At 70.6% G+C, this 15,375-nt stretch carries 11 protein-coding genes; 3 read left to right on the top strand and 8 right to left on the bottom strand.

The window, feature by feature from the left end:
* Positions 1-20 precede the first annotated feature (20 nt).
* From GFH48_RS40190 to GFH48_RS31140, 3 genes are all read right to left on the bottom strand, one after another.
* The gene (locus tag GFH48_RS40190) at positions 21-1,139 is read right to left on the bottom strand and encodes a lamin tail domain-containing protein (RefSeq protein ID WP_194280726.1); all 1,119 of its coding nucleotides are present in this window, start codon (positions 1,137-1,139) and stop codon (positions 21-23) included.
* 920 nt (positions 1,140-2,059) lie between these two features.
* Positions 2,060-2,455, bottom strand: coding sequence for a tyrosine-type recombinase/integrase (locus GFH48_RS31145; RefSeq protein WP_228121033.1), 396 nt, complete (start codon positions 2,453-2,455; stop codon positions 2,060-2,062).
* Between the two features lie 564 nt (positions 2,456-3,019).
* The gene (locus GFH48_RS31140; protein ID WP_153291425.1) at positions 3,020-4,282 is read right to left on the bottom strand and encodes a hypothetical protein; all 1,263 of its coding nucleotides are present in this window, start codon (positions 4,280-4,282) and stop codon (positions 3,020-3,022) included.
* 741 nt (positions 4,283-5,023) lie between these two features.
* On the opposite strand from GFH48_RS31140, the gene GFH48_RS31135 reads away from it, so the two are divergent.
* On the top strand, positions 5,024-6,142 hold the full coding sequence (locus tag GFH48_RS31135) for a lytic polysaccharide monooxygenase auxiliary activity family 9 protein (RefSeq protein ID WP_153291424.1): 1,119 nt from the start codon (positions 5,024-5,026) through the stop codon (positions 6,140-6,142).
* 172 nt (positions 6,143-6,314) lie between these two features.
* Here GFH48_RS31135 and GFH48_RS31130 read toward each other — a convergent pair whose 3' ends face one another.
* On the bottom strand, positions 6,315-7,172 hold the full coding sequence (locus tag GFH48_RS31130) for an esterase/lipase family protein (protein WP_153291423.1): 858 nt from the start codon (positions 7,170-7,172) through the stop codon (positions 6,315-6,317).
* A gap of 174 nt (positions 7,173-7,346) precedes the next feature.
* Positions 7,347-7,793: a MarR family winged helix-turn-helix transcriptional regulator gene (locus GFH48_RS31125; RefSeq protein ID WP_153291422.1), complete on the bottom strand. Its 447-nt coding sequence runs from the start codon at positions 7,791-7,793 to the stop codon at positions 7,347-7,349.
* A 114-nt stretch (positions 7,794-7,907) separates the two neighbouring features.
* Here GFH48_RS31125 and GFH48_RS31120 point away from each other — a divergent pair, with 114 nt between their 5' ends.
* On the top strand, positions 7,908-8,282 hold the full coding sequence (locus tag GFH48_RS31120; protein WP_153291421.1) for a cupin domain-containing protein: 375 nt from the start codon (positions 7,908-7,910) through the stop codon (positions 8,280-8,282).
* 198 nt (positions 8,283-8,480) lie between these two features.
* Complete coding sequence (locus GFH48_RS31115; RefSeq protein WP_153291420.1) at positions 8,481-9,089, top strand: DJ-1/PfpI family protein; 609 nt, start codon at positions 8,481-8,483, stop codon at positions 9,087-9,089.
* 44 nt (positions 9,090-9,133) lie between these two features.
* On the opposite strand, the gene GFH48_RS31110 is transcribed toward GFH48_RS31115, so the two are convergent.
* From GFH48_RS31110 to GFH48_RS31100, 3 genes are all read right to left on the bottom strand, one after another.
* On the bottom strand, positions 9,134-10,180 hold the full coding sequence (locus GFH48_RS31110; RefSeq protein WP_153291419.1) for a DNA polymerase Y family protein: 1,047 nt from the start codon (positions 10,178-10,180) through the stop codon (positions 9,134-9,136).
* A complete protein-coding gene (locus GFH48_RS31105; protein WP_153291418.1) occupies positions 10,177-13,698 on the bottom strand; it encodes a DNA polymerase III subunit alpha in 3,522 nt (1,173 codons plus the stop codon). Before GFH48_RS31105 ends, GFH48_RS31110 begins: the two co-directional genes overlap by 4 nt.
* A 570-nt stretch (positions 13,699-14,268) precedes the next feature.
* Positions 14,269-15,351 (bottom strand): S1 family peptidase, encoded by a 1,083-nt coding sequence (locus GFH48_RS31100; RefSeq protein WP_153291417.1) that lies wholly within the window; start codon positions 15,349-15,351, stop codon positions 14,269-14,271.
* Positions 15,352-15,375 lie beyond the last annotated feature (24 nt).

Raw genomic sequence — 15,375 nt, 5'->3', positions numbered from 1 at the left:
TCACGGTCCGGGACACGGAGTCAGTGGCTGCCGCCCTGCCCGGCCTGGCCACCCTGGTGCTGGCCACCTTGACCGGCCTGGCCACCCTGGCCACCCTGACCGCCCTGGTGCTGGCCACCTTGACCGCCCTGCCCGCCCTGGCCGCCCTGGCCGCCCTGCCCGCCCTGACCACCCTGACCGGCCTGACCACCCTGCCCGCCCTGGTGCTGGCCACCCTGACCTGCCTGACCGCCCTGACCGGCCTGACCACCCTGACCGGCCTGACCACCCTGACCGGCCTGACCGCCCTGACCGGCCTGCCCGCCCTGACCACCCTGACCTGCCTGACCGCCCTGCCCGCCCTGGTGCTGGCCACCTTGACCGCCCTGCCCGCCCTGGTGCTGGCCACCCTGCCCGCCCTGACCGGCCTGACCACCTTGCCCGCCCTGACCGGCCTGGCCACCCTGGTGCTGGCCACCCTGACCCTGCTGACCCTGCTGACCCTGCTGACCCTGCTGACCCTGCTGGCCGTGCTGGCCGTGCTGGCCGCCGGTTCGCGGGGTTCCGCCGTGGCCGCCGTTGTGCGCTCCGTCGCGGTCACGGTGGTGACGGCCGCCGAGGTCACCCAAGCGCCGGCCGTCACGGAAGTGCCGGCTACCGAAGTCGTCCCAGCGCCAGCCGTCGCGGTCACGGAAGTGACGACCGCCCCAGGAGACCTCGTCGGCGAACCAGCCGTAGTCGTTGCGGAGGGTCGCGGTGTCGGAGCGGTTGTCCCAGACGTAATTGCGGCGGTCCTGGTAGACGTCGCGGTAGGTGTCGCGGCCGATACCGGTGTGGACACGGACGGTTGCGCGGCCGTCGAGGCGGTAGTGGTCGAAGGTGTAGGAGTGGCCGTCCTCGTCCGACAGGGTCCAGCCGTCGAGGTTCACACTGCGACGGGAGGTGTTGGTGACGTCGATCCACTCCCGGTTCAGGGAGTAATTGGAGCGGTCGTCGAAGCCCGGGGAGTCAGCCTGCACATCGCTGATGACCACAGCCGAGCGATATGAGGCGGCGCGGTGGGGGCTGGTCTGGGCGGAGGCCGGCAGTGCGGCCGTACCGAGCGCGGCGCCCGCGGCCACAGTCGCCGCGGCGATGCGGGAGATCGAACGAGAGGACATCAACGTGCTCCCCTTTGAGGGACGAGCCCGCCCCCGACCAGCGTGGAGTGGCCGGGAGCGGGCGGTGTGCGGATCCCGGCTGGTGCCGAGAACGCAAAGCCTGGCCGCCCGCCGGACCCGACGAGGGATGCACCGCTTCGTGTCGCCATATCAGGACATTTCAGTGACAGTCGCTTGTAGTACTCACCCAGCCCCCACGGGCCCCGACACCCAGTTCACGGGCGAGTACACCCACCCGTTGACCATTGCGATGGAAGCGGTTTCCAGCCACCGGACACTCGCCACGCCGCTCCCCCCGCCTTGCGCCACAACACTCTTCGGCATGTAACAGGCAAATACGACCAATAGACGAACAATCGGCTGATGAGCCATCAAATGTTCGCACCAGACCGCGTTCGAAGCCTTCCGCCAGTCAGGGAGTACGACCCCACCGGGCAGCGACCCTGCCCCCCGCATGAACTCGCCCCTGACGGCGTCCCCCTCCTTCTCCCCAGTGAAATGGAGAACACGGAACGCTTCGGACGGACACTGATCGTCATCGACGAGATGTGCCGCGCGCCCGGGCTCCCGCCGGAGCCGCAGTGCGGAATGGGCCGCGCACTCCGGTCGCGGATCACGTCCCTGGACGCAGTGGCCAGGATCTGTCGAGCACCTTGCCCGGGAGCCCACCGGGAGCCGACCAGGAAGCCGGCCCGGGCGTCCCACAGCGAACAGCCACGGACAGCCACGGACGGCTCAGCAGCTCCCGCGCAGGTGGGGCGGGGTGCCCCAACGCCCCATCCTGAGCCCCCCGTTAGCCCCGCCTTAACGCGGCCGTGAGGGCCCGATGACCTCCCCTCCGGGCTTTCTCGCAGCTCAGAGGGGGGTCATAGGGAGTCGTGCGGCCGGAGGGAGCCAAACAGGGAGCCATGCCCGAAGAATCAGCCGGCTGCCGCTGGTCCGGACGCGCCCGCCCTACCGTCGTCTCCGAAGATGTCGTCCATCGCTTCCGCGCCCTCTGAAATGACGGGTCGCGGTTGCTTGCGAGAGACCCTCTCCGTCGTCCCACTGCCGTTGTGACCGACGAGACGGGCGATGACTTCGATCGGGATTCCGTGGTCCGAGAGCAGGGACACGAAGCCTGTCCTCAGCTCGTGTGGGGTCCAGTGCTGCGGGTTCTCGAAGCGCGCTTCTTTCAGGAGCGTCCGGAAGTTGCGACGGACGTTCAGGGCGCTGCGCGGCTCGCCGGTCTCCGTGGGGAAGACGAGTCTCTCGTCGGTCCACTCTCCGCCGGCTGCTCGACAGCCGGCCTCTTGCCGGGCCTTGTGTGCCTTCATCACCTGAGCGGCTTGCCGCGGCATGGCCGGCTACCGCCGGCTCTTCCGCGTCTTCGTGTCGCCGTGTCGGCGCCCACTGGCAGTCCTGTTGGACGCGGCCTGTGGGCCTCTTCTTCGGTCGAGTTGCGTACCTTTTTCGGCTGTCGGGGGACGCCGTGCCACTCACGTGCCAGATGGTCCGTGCGGGGGCCGCTTCCACGGCAAAGAGCGTCGGCGGCCACCAGCCGCGGCTCCGCCGGGCGCGTCACCGGCTCCGCTCGGGGCGTCGCTCCTGCCTCCGGCCCGCTCCGCTCCGCCACGGCTGCGTCTCCGCGCGCCCACACATGGATGGGGCCGGAGGCCATGAGTCGATCACCCTCATAGGGCAGGCCATGGTCGAGGCAATGCCTCCGGCGGGGGATCGGCCGGCACCGGGATGGAGGGGCACCGTTCCCGACTGCGGGCCGTAGGGGGCGTGCGGGAACTCCCATCCCGTCCGCCATCGCCCCCGGCAGAGCCGAGCGGGCGTGGGTCGACGGGCGGACGGGATGGGAGCTGGGGAAGGCGGTGGGTCAATCCGGTTGGTCAGTTCACGCAGCCAGGCACCGGGACTGCGCTGCCGGCGCAGTTGGTGGGCTTGTTGTGCTTCACCCTGCTGTTGTTCAGGGCCACCGTGCCGGACTTGTTGTTGATTCCGCCGGGAGGGGCGCTGCTGGTGTTGTGCTCCACCTGGCTGCTGGTGAGCGTGGCGGTCCCACCGTTGTTGGTCAGACCACCGCCCTGGGCACCCGTGCCGGTGGAGGTGTTGTGTTCGATCTCAAGCCGCTTGGTGCTCAGCGTGCCCTCGTTGTAGACGCCACCACCCTGGGCGTTGTTCCCCTGGGCCGAGTTGTGTCCGATCTTTCCGCCGTCGATCGTCACCGTGGCGGCCACTCCCTGGTTCGAGATCCCCCCGCCCACGCCCGGCGCGTTCGCCGTCGCGGTGACCGTGTTGTGCTCCACACGGGTGTGGTGCAGGTTCACCTTGCCGGAGTTGAGGTTGAAGATCCCTCCACCACCTCTGAAGCCACCGGTGCTGGCTGCGCTGTTCGAGAAGATCGCGGAATCATCGATCGTCGCCGGGCCGCTGTTGGCGAGTCCGCCACCCACGCCGCCCGTGGCGTTATTGCTGATCGTGGTGCCGTCGGCGATGGTGAGGTCGCCTCTGCTCGAGATGCCGGCGCCGAATCCTGCCGAGGTGTTGTAGCCGACGGCACTGTGACGGATCCGCACGGTGGCAGAGGCGAGAATGAAGAAGCCGCCGCCGTCGAAGGCGGTGCCGTTCCGCACGACGCTACGGGTGAGGTCGATGGTCCCACCCGAATTGGCGAAGATGTTGCCGCCGTCGGTGGCGGTGCCGTTCGTCACGACGCTACGGGTGAGGCTGAGTGTCCCACCCGGATTGACGAAGATGTTGCCACCAGCGGTACCCGGGACGCTGCCGTTGCGTACGGTGAGATCGTTGAGTGCCAGGTTCCCGGGTCCGTCGATTTCGAAGATGCGGAACAGGGCTGCCGTCGTCGGGTCTCGTTGGATGGTGGCGTCGCGTCCCTTGACGGTGAGTTTCTTGGTGATCACGGGCAAAGCGTTGTTGGCGTTGTCCGGCGTGGTGTAGCTGTAGACGCATCTGTGGGCCAGCACCAGCGTGTCCCCGGAGTGGGCGCCAGTGATCGCGTTCTTCAGTGCGGTCGGGTTACAGGGCACGTTGGTCGTCGCAGCCTGGGCCGTCGCGGGAATGGCCACCAAACTCACCACCGTACCGGCCACAGCGATCGCGCCGCGCAGACAGATGCCTCGAAACGCTGCCATGGGGCCTCCTTCTTCTCGGGCGGTAGCCCCGGTCCAGAGCTACACGTCAATCACGTCTGCTATCGCTCACAGTGACGACAGGCCGGATGTCAGCCCCTGCACGGCACGCCGGTATCCACCGAACAGACCACAAGAGCGGCGAGCGCAGCGGCTGCCCCTGACATCACCGGTTGACATCAAAGGCGACGGACCGGAGCGCACAGGGGCGGCCACGACCCGGAAACCGATGCAGCCTCACGGGCGCGTTGCCGGACGTCGTATGGGTCGGTGATCGAACTCCTAAAGCGGGTGTCGGCCCGTGCCCCAGCTGTGCCACATCACGCGGTCAGCCACGGTCGACAACAACTCGCCGTAGTGGGATGTGCCTCACCTGGGCTGCCGCGAGAGCCGGAGTGACCTGAGCACACTGGCCGCAGATCGCGTCCGCCATGGAGGGCAGTGGCCACGATCCTGTTGGGCGCCTCACTGGGAGCCGTTCTGAGAGCCAACCCAGGCATCTCAGGACGGACGGCCATGGACGACCACGGACGGTGCAACGGCCCCGGCGCAGGTGGGGCGGGGTGCCCCAACCCCCCAGCCTGAGCCCCCCGTTAGCCCCGCCTTAACGCGGCCATAAAGATCTCCCGCACCCTCCCCCAGCTGGTGATTCCGCGGATTCTTGGGGCTAGCTTGCTGATCACCCCCCACGTACTCCGGGCTGTTCGCGCCCGTTCAGGACCGTTTCGACCGAGGAGCTCCCCCATGTCCGGTCGCCGCAAGGCCGCCAGCCTCGCCGCCGTCGGTGTCGCCCCGCTCGCCCTGACCGCGTTCGCCGCCGTGCCCGCCTCGGCGCACGGTTCGATGGGGGACCCCGTCAGCCGGGTCTTCCAGTGCTACGCGGAAGGTCCCGAGAGTCCCCGGTCGGCCGCCTGCGAGGCGGCCGTCGCGGCAGGCGGCACCCAGGCGCTGTACGACTGGAACGGCATCCGGATCGGCGACGCGAACGGCTGGCACCAGCAGGTCGTTCCCGACGGGAAGCTGTGCAGCGCGGGCAACGACGAGTTCAAGGGCCTGGACCTGGCCCGCGCCGACTGGCCCGCGACGGCCGTGAACGCGGGCGCGTACACCTTCAGGTACCGGGTGACCGCCCCCCACAAGGGAACCTTCAACGTCTACCTCACCAAGGACGGTTACGACCCGTCGAAGCCGCTGGCCTGGGGGGATCTGGATCTGACGCACCCGGTGGCCTCGAAGACCGACCCCACCGCGACGAACGGCTACTACACCTTCTCCGGCACCCTGCCGAAGCGCTTGGGCAAGCAGCTCCTCTACGCGGTCTGGCAGCGCTCGGACAGCCCGGAGGCCTTCTACTCCTGCTCCGACGTCACCTTCGGCGGAAGCGGCGGCTCGGGTAACGACGGTTCGGGCAAGGGCGGTTCGGGCAAGGGCGGTTCGGGCAGCGGCGGGTCGGGCGGGAGCGGCCCCGGCAACACCGGTTCCCCCGGCGGCGGTTCGGGGAGCGGCGTCTCCCCCGCGTCGAGCGCGCCCGCGCCGGTCGCCTCCGCTCCCTCCGAGGAACAGATCGCCGACGGTGCCGACAAGTCGACGGTGCGGCACGACCATCACCACGGTACGGCCACCCCGACCGCGGGCTCCCCGGGCTCCGGCACGTCCGGGGGCTCGGACGCGTCCGGCGTCTCCGACGCTTCGGCCGATCGGCCCGAGGCGGCCGGTGCCTCGGTGGACCTCGCCGAGACCGGCGGTGATTCCAACACCCCGTACCTCGCGATCGGTGGCGCGAGCGCGCTGGCGCTGGGCGCGGCCGCGCTGTTCGCCTCCGTGCACCGCCGCGCGGCACACGGTGGACGGCACGGTCGTTAGGGCGTGACGCGAAAGTCCCACCTGCCCTCGCGGCGCATGGCACGCCCTCCGCGCGGTCGACGGGACTCTCCCCACTCGTCCTGCTCCCGGCCCTTCCCTCCCGCGGGGCGGAAAGAACTCCGGGTCCTGTCCGGCGGCTCAGGCCGGACAGGACCCGGCAACGGGCCAGGGATCAGCTGAACACCGAGGCGCAGTTGGTGGTGGTGGCGTGCGCGGGATCGAGGGCGTTCGCCGCCTCGTGGAAGGCGATCCGGTCGAGGAGACCGATCGCCGCGTGCTCGGAGAGGTCGACCGGGCACAGGTCCTGCAGCAGCACGTTGTGGACGTCGGGTCCGGTGAGGAACTGTGAACGGTAGGGGGTGACCACCTCGTCGTACTTGGTGGCGATCACCGTGTAGTGGACGCCCGGGACGGTGTCGCCGCCGGCGTTGAGCTTGGTCAGGAACGCGGACCCGGCGATCTGATCCGCGAGCGCGGGCGTGACCGCGGACAGCAGGTCCTCGGCGCCGGGGAAGTACGGCAGCAGTTTGGTGAGGCCGTCGAGGGTGGTGCCGTGGTTGTCGGGCGCGATACCGACGAAGGTGTTCACCTTGGCGGCTCCGCCGAGGAACTTCAGGTAGTAGCGGGGCATCATGCCGCCCTGCGAGTGGCCGACGAGGTCCGCCTTGGCTGCGCCGGTCGAGGCGAGCACTTTGTCGACGAAGACCTGGAGCTGTCCGGCCGACTTGTCGATGGGACCGAGGGCGTTGAAGAGCGGGACGCCGGGCAGTTGCCCGTAGTCGAGCGAGTAGACGCAGTACCCGCGGTCCACCAGGTAGGGCGCGAAGGACAGCCAGTTGTCCACGGAGTTCGCGAAGGTGCCGTGGACGAGAACGACGGGGCGGGGATGGGTGGCCGAGGGGCGGCAGGAGTAGTTGTTCCAACCGCTGCTCGGTGCTGCGGCATGTGCGGTGGCGGCGGGGACGACCGCGACGGCGGTGGCCAGCAGCAGTGCGACGAGGGGTCTGACCAGGCGCTTCCAGGGCAGCATCGGGTGATCTCCTTGCGGCTCAAGGGAGTGACGACGGCATACGCCCTGTGATCCGGATCACGAGGATGCTGTTCACTCGTCAAGTTACGAGTGAGTAGCCCAACTGTGAAGTTACGCGTCAGTAAAAACTTCCAGTGGTAGTCGGTGTTGCTGATATATGGGACGCCCGAATCGTCACCAGGTGGGCCTGATCGGACCGTAGGGGGCGATCCGCAGCAACCGCTCACGCAACACGCCCACCTCACCCTCACCGAGCAGCTCGACCCACGGCTGGACGGCCTCCGCCGCCGACTCCTCCGCCGCACGGGTGCAGGCCCAGCCGCGCTCGGTCAGCACGATCAGGCGGGCACGCGCGTCACCGGGGTGCGGGTGGCGTTCCACGTACCCCTTGCGCACGAGCTCGTCGACGAGCTGGCTCGCGCCCTGCTTGGTGACCCCGAGGTGTGCCGCGAGCTCGGTGACCGTCGCGCCGTCCGGAGCGAGCCGTGTGAACGCGAAGCCGTGCGCGGGCCGCAGCCCCTCGAACCCGCGGGCGACGACGCCCTCGTGGATGCGCTGCGTCAGCTCACCGGCGACGGCGAGCAGGGCGGCGGACAGGGCCATGGCCTCGGAGTTCTGCACGGGAGCATTGAAACACTCCCCGCCCACTGGTCAAGCGGCTTGACTATGTAGTCAACAAGGTTGACCATGTAGTCAAGTCGCTTGACCATTTTCCCCACGCACCGGAGGCCAGCCATGCCCGTCGTCCGCCCGTCCGACGCCGTCGTCCACGAGATCCACGGCGCCCGTTTCGTCTCGTACGCCACCCCCCTCAGCGGCAGCGAGGAGCTGTGCGCCTGGCGGGGCGAGATCCCCGCCGGGACGAAGGCCCCTGTGCACACGGTCAACCGGGAGGAGATCTTCCATCTGCTCACCGGGGAGCTGCTGATCACGCTCGACGGCCGCACCGAGCGGATCACCGCGGGCGACACGGTGATCATCAATCCCGGCACGGCCTTCGGCGTCGAGAACCCCACCCGGCAGACCGCGACCTCCTGGGTCACCACGTCCATCGGCCTCCGGGCGGAACTGGCCGACGGCTCGGTCATCACCCCGCCGTGGGCCAACTGACCCTGGCGGCCCACTCGATCCGGCGGTCCGTGTCGCCCACCCGGCCGTCATCCACCGGATCGTCATCCACCGGATCACCGTCCACCGGATCGAAGGCGGCGAGCCGGCAGGCATACCACCTGTCGCCGATTGGCTCTCGATCCGGAACACGGCGCCAGGAACACTGACGCTTCCGACGTCCTGCCAGGAGGAGTCGTGATGCGGGTAGCCGTGGTCACTTTCGACGGGTTCAACGAACTCGACAGCTTCATCGCTTCCGCACTGATCAACCGGTGCCGCGAGGACGGCCTGGAAGCCTTCATCACGACGCCGGAGCCGGTGGTCACGTCGATGAACGGCGTCGAGGTGACCGGGCAGCGCCCGATGGAGTTCGTGACCGAGGCCGACGTCGTACTGATCGGCAGCGGGGTGAAGGCGCGGGACGTGGTCGCCGACGACCGGCTGATCTCCAGGCTCCGGCTCGACCCGGCGCGTCAGCTGATCGGGGCACAGTGCTCCGGCGCGCTGGTGCTCGCCCGGCTCGGGTTGCTGGGTGACATGCCGGTGTGCACGGACAGGAGGAGCCGGCCCTTCGTCGAGGCGTACGACGTCACCGTGCTGGACGCCCCGTTCCACGCCGAGGGCGACATCGCCACGGCGGGTGGCTGCCTGGCGTCCCAGTATCTGGCCACGTGGGTGATCACCCGCACGCTCGGGGAGGACGCCGCGCGCGGTGTCCTCGACTACGTGGCTCCGGTCGGCGAGAACCAGGAGACGGTCGAGCGCGCCCTGCGCGCCGTCCGCGCGGGCGAGGTCGCGCTGCGCTGATCCCTCCGCGACCGGCCCGGCGGGGCGGCCCGCACGAGCCCGCGTCAGTTCCGCGAGCCGGCCGCCACGCTGCGGGGCGGGATTCCCGGTGCCGATGCGGTGGCCAGGGTGGCCGGGCGTACCGCTTCCGCCCCGAAGCGCCGGCGGGCCCGGTCCGCCGCCGCCTCGGTGGCACGGGCCCGGGTGTCGCCCGGGTCCAGGGAGAGCTGGTGGTGGGCGCCGCCGGCCGGCAGCAGGTCGTCGGCGCGGATCGCGAAGCCACGGACTCGCGCCCGCTGCAGACCCAGGGCGGTCAGCAGACCCAGAGCGGTCGCGGCGAGGTCCGGTGAGTGGTTGGTGGGTTCCGCCGGTGTGCGCGAGCGCGTGGTGGAACCGCGGTCGGCGTACCGGACCGTGAGGGTGATCCGGCCGGCGACCTGGCGTTCACCGCGCAGCCGCTGACCGATCCGGTCGGCGAGTCCCAGGACGGCTCGGTGATGCCGCGCCGGATCGAGGCAGTCCCGGTCGAGCGCGAGGTCGGCCGTCAGGTACGCCGCCGGTTCCATCGGGGTGACCGGGCGGGGGTCACGGCCCCGGGCACGTTCGGCCAGCAGCCGGGCCGAGCCGGCTCCGAGAAGCCGCTGCAGGGTCGCCGCGGGGATGTCGGCGATCTGGCCGATGGTGTGCAGTCCGTATCCGGTGAGCGTCTCCGCCGTGGCGCGGCCGATCCCCGGCAGCGCGGTGACCGGGCGGGGCCCCAGCCAGGCCGCGGCCTGTCCGTCCCGGATCCAGGTGGTGTCGCCCGGCGCCGACGCGTCGGCCGCCATGGCCGCCAGCATCCGGTTGCCGGCCAGGCCGGCGCTGCTGTCGATGCCGTAGAGCGCCTTCAGCCGCATCATCGTCGTCTGGACCAGGTCGTAGGGAGACAGGTCGAAGTACCGGAGCGCCGACGTCAGATCGAGTTGGACGGCGTCGGGCGGTACCGCCTGGACGTGTGGCGTGATACCGGACATCAGTTCGATTATGTCGCCGTACCGAGCCTCCGCGAGTGCCGCGCGCAGATGGAGGTGGAGGTGGGCGATGTGCCGCCGACGTGGACTCGTTCCGTTCATCCCGCGCTCCCTGGGCTGGTGTAACCGAACTTCTTCAGGTCGGCCGAACGGCTGCCGGCCGGCCGCAGGTCGGCGTACGGGTGCAGCCGGGCGCCCGTGGTGCCGTTGGCCAGGGTGCGCCGCGTCGGGGCGGGCGCCTGCTGCGGCCGTCCCCGGACCGGCTGGGCGGGGGTCGGGTGCGCCTGCCCCGGAGGCTGGGCGGGGGTCGGGTGCGGGTGGTCGGCGCCGAGGAGGACGAGGGCGGCCTCGGGGCCGTTGTCGCGGCGGGCCGCGGCGATCTCGTCCAGGTCCCAGGCCATGGTGCCGACGACGGTACGGCGGGTGCCGCGCACCTGGACCGTGCCGCGCACCAGCAGCAGCCCGCTGTGGAAGACGGTGTACGCGCAGGCCGGGTGGGAGTCCTCGAAGAAGGCCAGGTCGACCAGGCCGGAGCCGTCCTCCAGGGTGACGAAGATGACCCGCTTGCCGCTGGCGATCGGCGGGGTCTGGGTCGAGGCGCGTACCCCGGCGACGAGGACCTGCCGGCCGGCGCGCAGCCCGGCCAGGTGCGCCGCGTCGGTCGCGCCGATCTCCCGCAGGAGGCGGTGGTGGTGCTCCATCAGGTGCCTGGAGACGTCGATGCCGAGGGTGTTCAGCTCGGCGCTCAGGGCCTCGCGTCCCGTCATCTCAGGCAGGCCACTGGGTTCCGCCCCGCCCACGGCGCCCGCGTCCAGGGGCAGTTGGCCTGAGCCCGCGGTTCGGTTACGGGACTGCCGGTGCAGTTCGGCGATCTGCAGCAGCAGGTCGCGGCGCGTGAGGCGGCCGTCGTGCAGGGAGTTCAGGGCGCCGATCCCGGCGAGACGTTCGGCGACGGGTCTGCCCGGACGGGCCCGCTGCCAGAAGTCCGACAGGGATCCGTACGGCCGGCCCTCCTCGATCCTGGCGCACTCGTCCTCACTGATGCCGTGCACCGCGGACAGCGCGAGCCTCACCCCCCACTGCTCCCCGTCGGTCCGTTCCACGGTGTGCTTCGCCTTGGAACGGTTGACGTCGACGGGCAGGACGGGGACACCGCGTCGGCGGGCGTCGGAGACGAGGACGCGCTTGGGCCACATCCCGGGGTCGTGTTCGAGCAGACCGGCCAGCAGGAACGCCGGATGGTGCGCCTTGAGCCAGGCGCTCTGCAGGGCGGGTACGGCGAAGGCGACCGCGTGGGCGCGGCAGAAGCCGTACGCGCCGAAGGCCTCGACGGTCCTCCAGACCTCGTCCCGCACCGCCGGACCGTACCCGCGCGCGCGTGCCAGGCCGTGGAACCAGTCCCTGATCCGGGGCAGTCGGCTCTTGTCGCCGAGCGCCCGGCGGGCGATCTCGGCCAGCGCGGGGTCGCAGCCGGTCATCACCGACAGCGTCTCGATGATCTGCTCGTGCCAGATGGTCACGCCGTACGTGTCGGCGAGCACCGGCTCCAGGTCCGGGTGGGCGTAGGCCGGTGTGCCGCCGTGGCGGGCGGCGATGTACCGCTCGGGCATGCCTCCGGCGACGGGGCCGGGGCGGAAGAGACTGATGTCGGCGATGACGTCCTGCGGGTCACGGGGCTGGAGCCGGGACAGGAGGTCCTGCTGGCCGGGCGACTCCAGCTGGAACAGGCCCAGGGTCTGGCTCTCCTGGATGAGCTTGAACGCGAAGACGTCGTCGAGCGGCACCTGCTTCGGGTCGTCCAGATCGATGTGGTTGCCGGTGGTCCGTTCGATCTCCGCGACGGCGTGGGCCATCGCGGACTGCATCCGTACGCCCAGGACGTCGAGTTTGATGTTGCCCAGCGCCTCGATCTCCTCCTTCGCCGCCATCGCCATCGGGTAGTCGCCCTGAGGGGTGGGCTGTACGGGCAGACGGTCCAGCAGGGTGGCGTCGCTGATGACCACGCCGCAGGGGTGCATGGCCATGCCGTGGACCAGGGAGTCGAGGCCTTCCGCGAGCTCCCACAGGGGCCCGTAGCGGTGGGCCTCGGCGGCCAGTCGCCGCAGTTCGGGCAGTTCGGCGAGGGCGCCGGTGATGTCGGAGGCACGCAGGTGCGGGAAGCTCTTGGCGATCCGGTCGACGTCCGCGGGCGCGATGCCGAGGGCGAGGCCGGTGTCCCTGAGGGCTCTGCGCGCCCGGTAGGTCTCGGGCATGGCGGTGACCGCCACCCGTTCCCTGCCGAACCGGTCGAAGATCACGTCGTAGCACTCCAGCCGACGGGCGGACTCCACGTCGATGTCGATGTCGGGCAGCGAGGCCCGGCGCACACTGAGGAAGCGTTCGAACAGCAGGCGGTGGTCGAGCGGGTTGGCCGTCGCGATGTCCAGCGCGTGGCAGACCATCGACCCGGCGCCCGAGCCGCGGGCCGCGACCCGGATGCCCTTGGCCCGGATGTCGGCCACGACCTGGCCGACCGCGAGGAAGTACGAGTCGTAGTTCAGCCTGGAGATCACCTTGAGCTCCTCGTCCAGCCGGCCGAGTACCGCCCGGTCGTGGTCGAGGCCCCGCCGGGCCAGGCCGGCCTCGCACTGCCCGCGCAGCAGTTCAGCGGCTCCACGCGCGCCGGGCTCGGCGCCGAAGACCGAAGGTTCCGGGAAGTGCGCGACGCCCAGCCCCAGGTCCGCCCGGGGATCGACGGTGCACGCGGCCGCCGTGTCCGCGGTGTCCGCCATCAGCCGGCGGGCCCGCCGCACGTCCGCTCCGGCGCATTCGGCGACCATCCGCGCGACGACCGCCATCGCCTGCTCGTCCTTGAGCCAGCGCTGCCCGCTGTCCAGCCGGCGCCGGTCGATCGGCCGCAGCAGCCGGGCCGCGTCCAGGACGTCGGCGAGGCGGTGCTGGCCGGCGTCGGCGTAGCGGACGGCGTTGGAGAGTACGGCGGTGGTGCGGGTGCGGTCGGCCAGGTTGAGGGTACGGGCGGCCAGACGCAGGGATCCCGGACCTGTGCCGAAACGTTTCTGCGCGACGACTTCCAAGCGGACCTCCCTCCCGAAGATCTCCTTCCAGGGCGCCAGCAGCTTCATCGCGACGTCCTCCCTGCCCACCGCCAGCGCCCGGACCGGCTCCGAGAGCGGCCCGAGCAGCACCGTCAGACCGGAACCGCCGTACTCGCGCAGCGCCTCCCACGGCACCACCGGCGGCGTACCGGACACGGCACCGGCATGGGCGGCCGAGGTGATGCGGCACAGTCGCGCCCATCCCGCCCCGTTCCGCGCGAGGAGCGTGAACCGGAGCGGCGGTTCGACCACGTGCGCGCCACCGTGCACCGGGGTTCGGGGCCGCTGGGCGGGAGGCGGCGGCGCGAGGGCCTCCACCGCGAGGTCGACCCCGAAGATCGGCCGTATTCCCCCTCCGGCGCACGCCCGTGCGAACCGGACGGCGCCGGTGACCGTGTCCCGGTCGGTGAGCGCGAGTGCGGTCATGCCTCGCTCGGACGCCCGCCGGACGAGCTGTTCGGGATGGGCCGCGCCGTAGCGGATGGAGTAACCGGACGCGACGTGCAGATGGGCGAAGCCCGCCATGCCGCACCTCCATCACTCCACCCCTTTTCAGCCATGCGCCCGATATGTTCATCGCACGCCCGTTCGATTACTCTAACCCCATCAGCCCCGGTCAGCGATCTGATTCGAACACATCAGCGATTTTTTGGCGAGGGGAGCGGCGGCCGGAACAGGTATCGCGCGGCCACCTCCCCAGCGGGGCCGCGCAGTTGGGGGAGAACACCCCGCGGCACGCTCCGCACCGCCGCCGTTCGACGGCCTCGGGCGAGCGGGCGGCTACCGTGCGCGGCGCAAACGGGACGCTCCGTGACGCGTCGGACTCCGACCCGGTCGCGATGACCGAGTGGCCGGATGACGGGAACGGCCGAATGACAGGGCGGCCGAATGATGGAAGCGACCGGACGGCAGGAGCGGTCGGATGACCGCGATGGCGCAGCGACGATCACGGTCGGCCCGGGGTTCACACGGTGCCGGCGCCCCGGGGTCGTCCTCGGGGTCGACGGGACGACCCCGTTCGTGGGGCGCGCACGGCGGAGGTCCCGCCCCCGCGAGTGCGGGGACGGGACCTCTGCCGAAGAAGCGGACGAACGGTCAGCCGATCTGGGCGCCGAACGCCGAGAGCGCCTCGGTGACGGGCTGGAAGAAGGTCTCACCGCCCGAGGTGCAGTCGCCGCTGCCGCCGGAGGTGAGGCCGATGGCACTGTCGCCGTCGAAGAGCGAACCGCCGCTGTCACCGGGCTCGGCGCAGACATCGGTCTGGATGAGCCCGTTGACGATGTCCCCGTTGCCGTAGTTCACGGTGGCGTCCAGGCCGGTGACCGTGCCGGTGTGCACGTGGGTCGTCGAACCGCTGCGGGTGACCTTCTCGCCGACGGTCGCCTCGGCCGCCTTGGTGATGGACTGCGAGGAACCGTTGTAGAGGTCGACCGCGCTCGGGTGCTCGGCGCTCCCCGTGTACTTGACCAGCCCGAAGTCGTTGTCCGGGAAGCTGGACTGCTCGTTCGTGCCGATCTGGTCGCCGCTGGAGTCCGACCAGGTGGAGATCGCCTGGGTGCAGTGGCCGGCGGTGATGAAGTACGGCCGGCCGCCCTTGACGACGTTGAAGCCGAGCGAGCAGCGGCCACCGGAGCCGGTGATGGCGTCACCGCCCGCGATGAAGGGCTTGAACTCCCCCTTCGTGCGCTGGAGTTCGGCCTTGGAGCCGAGCGAGCCGACGACCTCGGTCAGCTTGGCCCATTCGGCCTTGGAGACCGTACGGTCCGCGGTGACGACGACTTTGTTGGTCTGCGGGTCGGTCGCCCAGGAGGTGCCCGGGATGGTCGCGTCGCTCTTGAGCGTCGTACGGGCGCTCTTCAGCTCGGCGAGGGAGTTCTCGACGATTCTGGCCCTGGCGCCGGCCGACGCCACGGCTTTGGCCGCGGTCTCGTCGAGCACGTTGACGACGAGGTGACGGGACTTCGCGTCGTAATACGTTCCCGCCGCGCCGGCGCCGAGATCCTCGCCGAGGGTCGAGGCGAGCTTTCCGGCCGCCGCGATCGACAGCGTGTGCGGTGCGGGGGCCTTCGGCGTCTCGCTCGCGTTCGCAGTCTGGAAAGTGGCTCCGGCGGCGACGAGCGCGGCGATGCCCGCACCCGTCATGACGGCACGCCTCGCGGGTATGCGTCGGTGCTTCAACTCACGTCCTCCTGTGGGGGGTCG

The organism is Streptomyces fagopyri (genome assembly GCF_009498275.1).
GTDB classification, from domain to species: Bacteria; Actinomycetota; Actinomycetes; order Streptomycetales; family Streptomycetaceae; genus Streptomyces; species Streptomyces fagopyri.
The sequence above is the reverse complement of the archived record's forward strand: the minus strand, read 5'-3'. Positions and strand labels throughout refer to the sequence as shown.

Excerpts from the sequence above, each read along its gene's own strand:
- GFH48_RS31135 (WP_153291424.1), top strand. The coding sequence starts at position 5,024 with ATGTCCGGTCGCCGCAAGGCCGCCAGCCTCGCCGCCGTCGGTGTCGCC.
- GFH48_RS40190 (WP_194280726.1), bottom strand. The coding sequence starts at position 1,139 with ATGTCCTCTCGTTCGATCTCCCGCATCGCCGCGGCGACTGTGGCCGCG.
- GFH48_RS31145 (WP_228121033.1), bottom strand. The coding sequence starts at position 2,455 with ATGAAGGCACACAAGGCCCGGCAAGAGGCCGGCTGTCGAGCAGCCGGC.
- GFH48_RS31115 (WP_153291420.1), top strand. The coding sequence starts at position 8,481 with ATGCGGGTAGCCGTGGTCACTTTCGACGGGTTCAACGAACTCGACAGC.
- GFH48_RS31120 (WP_153291421.1), top strand. The coding sequence starts at position 7,908 with ATGCCCGTCGTCCGCCCGTCCGACGCCGTCGTCCACGAGATCCACGGC.
- GFH48_RS31140 (WP_153291425.1), bottom strand. The coding sequence starts at position 4,282 with ATGGCAGCGTTTCGAGGCATCTGTCTGCGCGGCGCGATCGCTGTGGCC.
- GFH48_RS31105 (WP_153291418.1), bottom strand. The coding sequence starts at position 13,698 with ATGGCGGGCTTCGCCCATCTGCACGTCGCGTCCGGTTACTCCATCCGC.
- GFH48_RS31110 (WP_153291419.1), bottom strand. The coding sequence starts at position 10,180 with ATGAACGGAACGAGTCCACGTCGGCGGCACATCGCCCACCTCCACCTC.
- GFH48_RS31130 (WP_153291423.1), bottom strand. The coding sequence starts at position 7,172 with ATGCTGCCCTGGAAGCGCCTGGTCAGACCCCTCGTCGCACTGCTGCTG.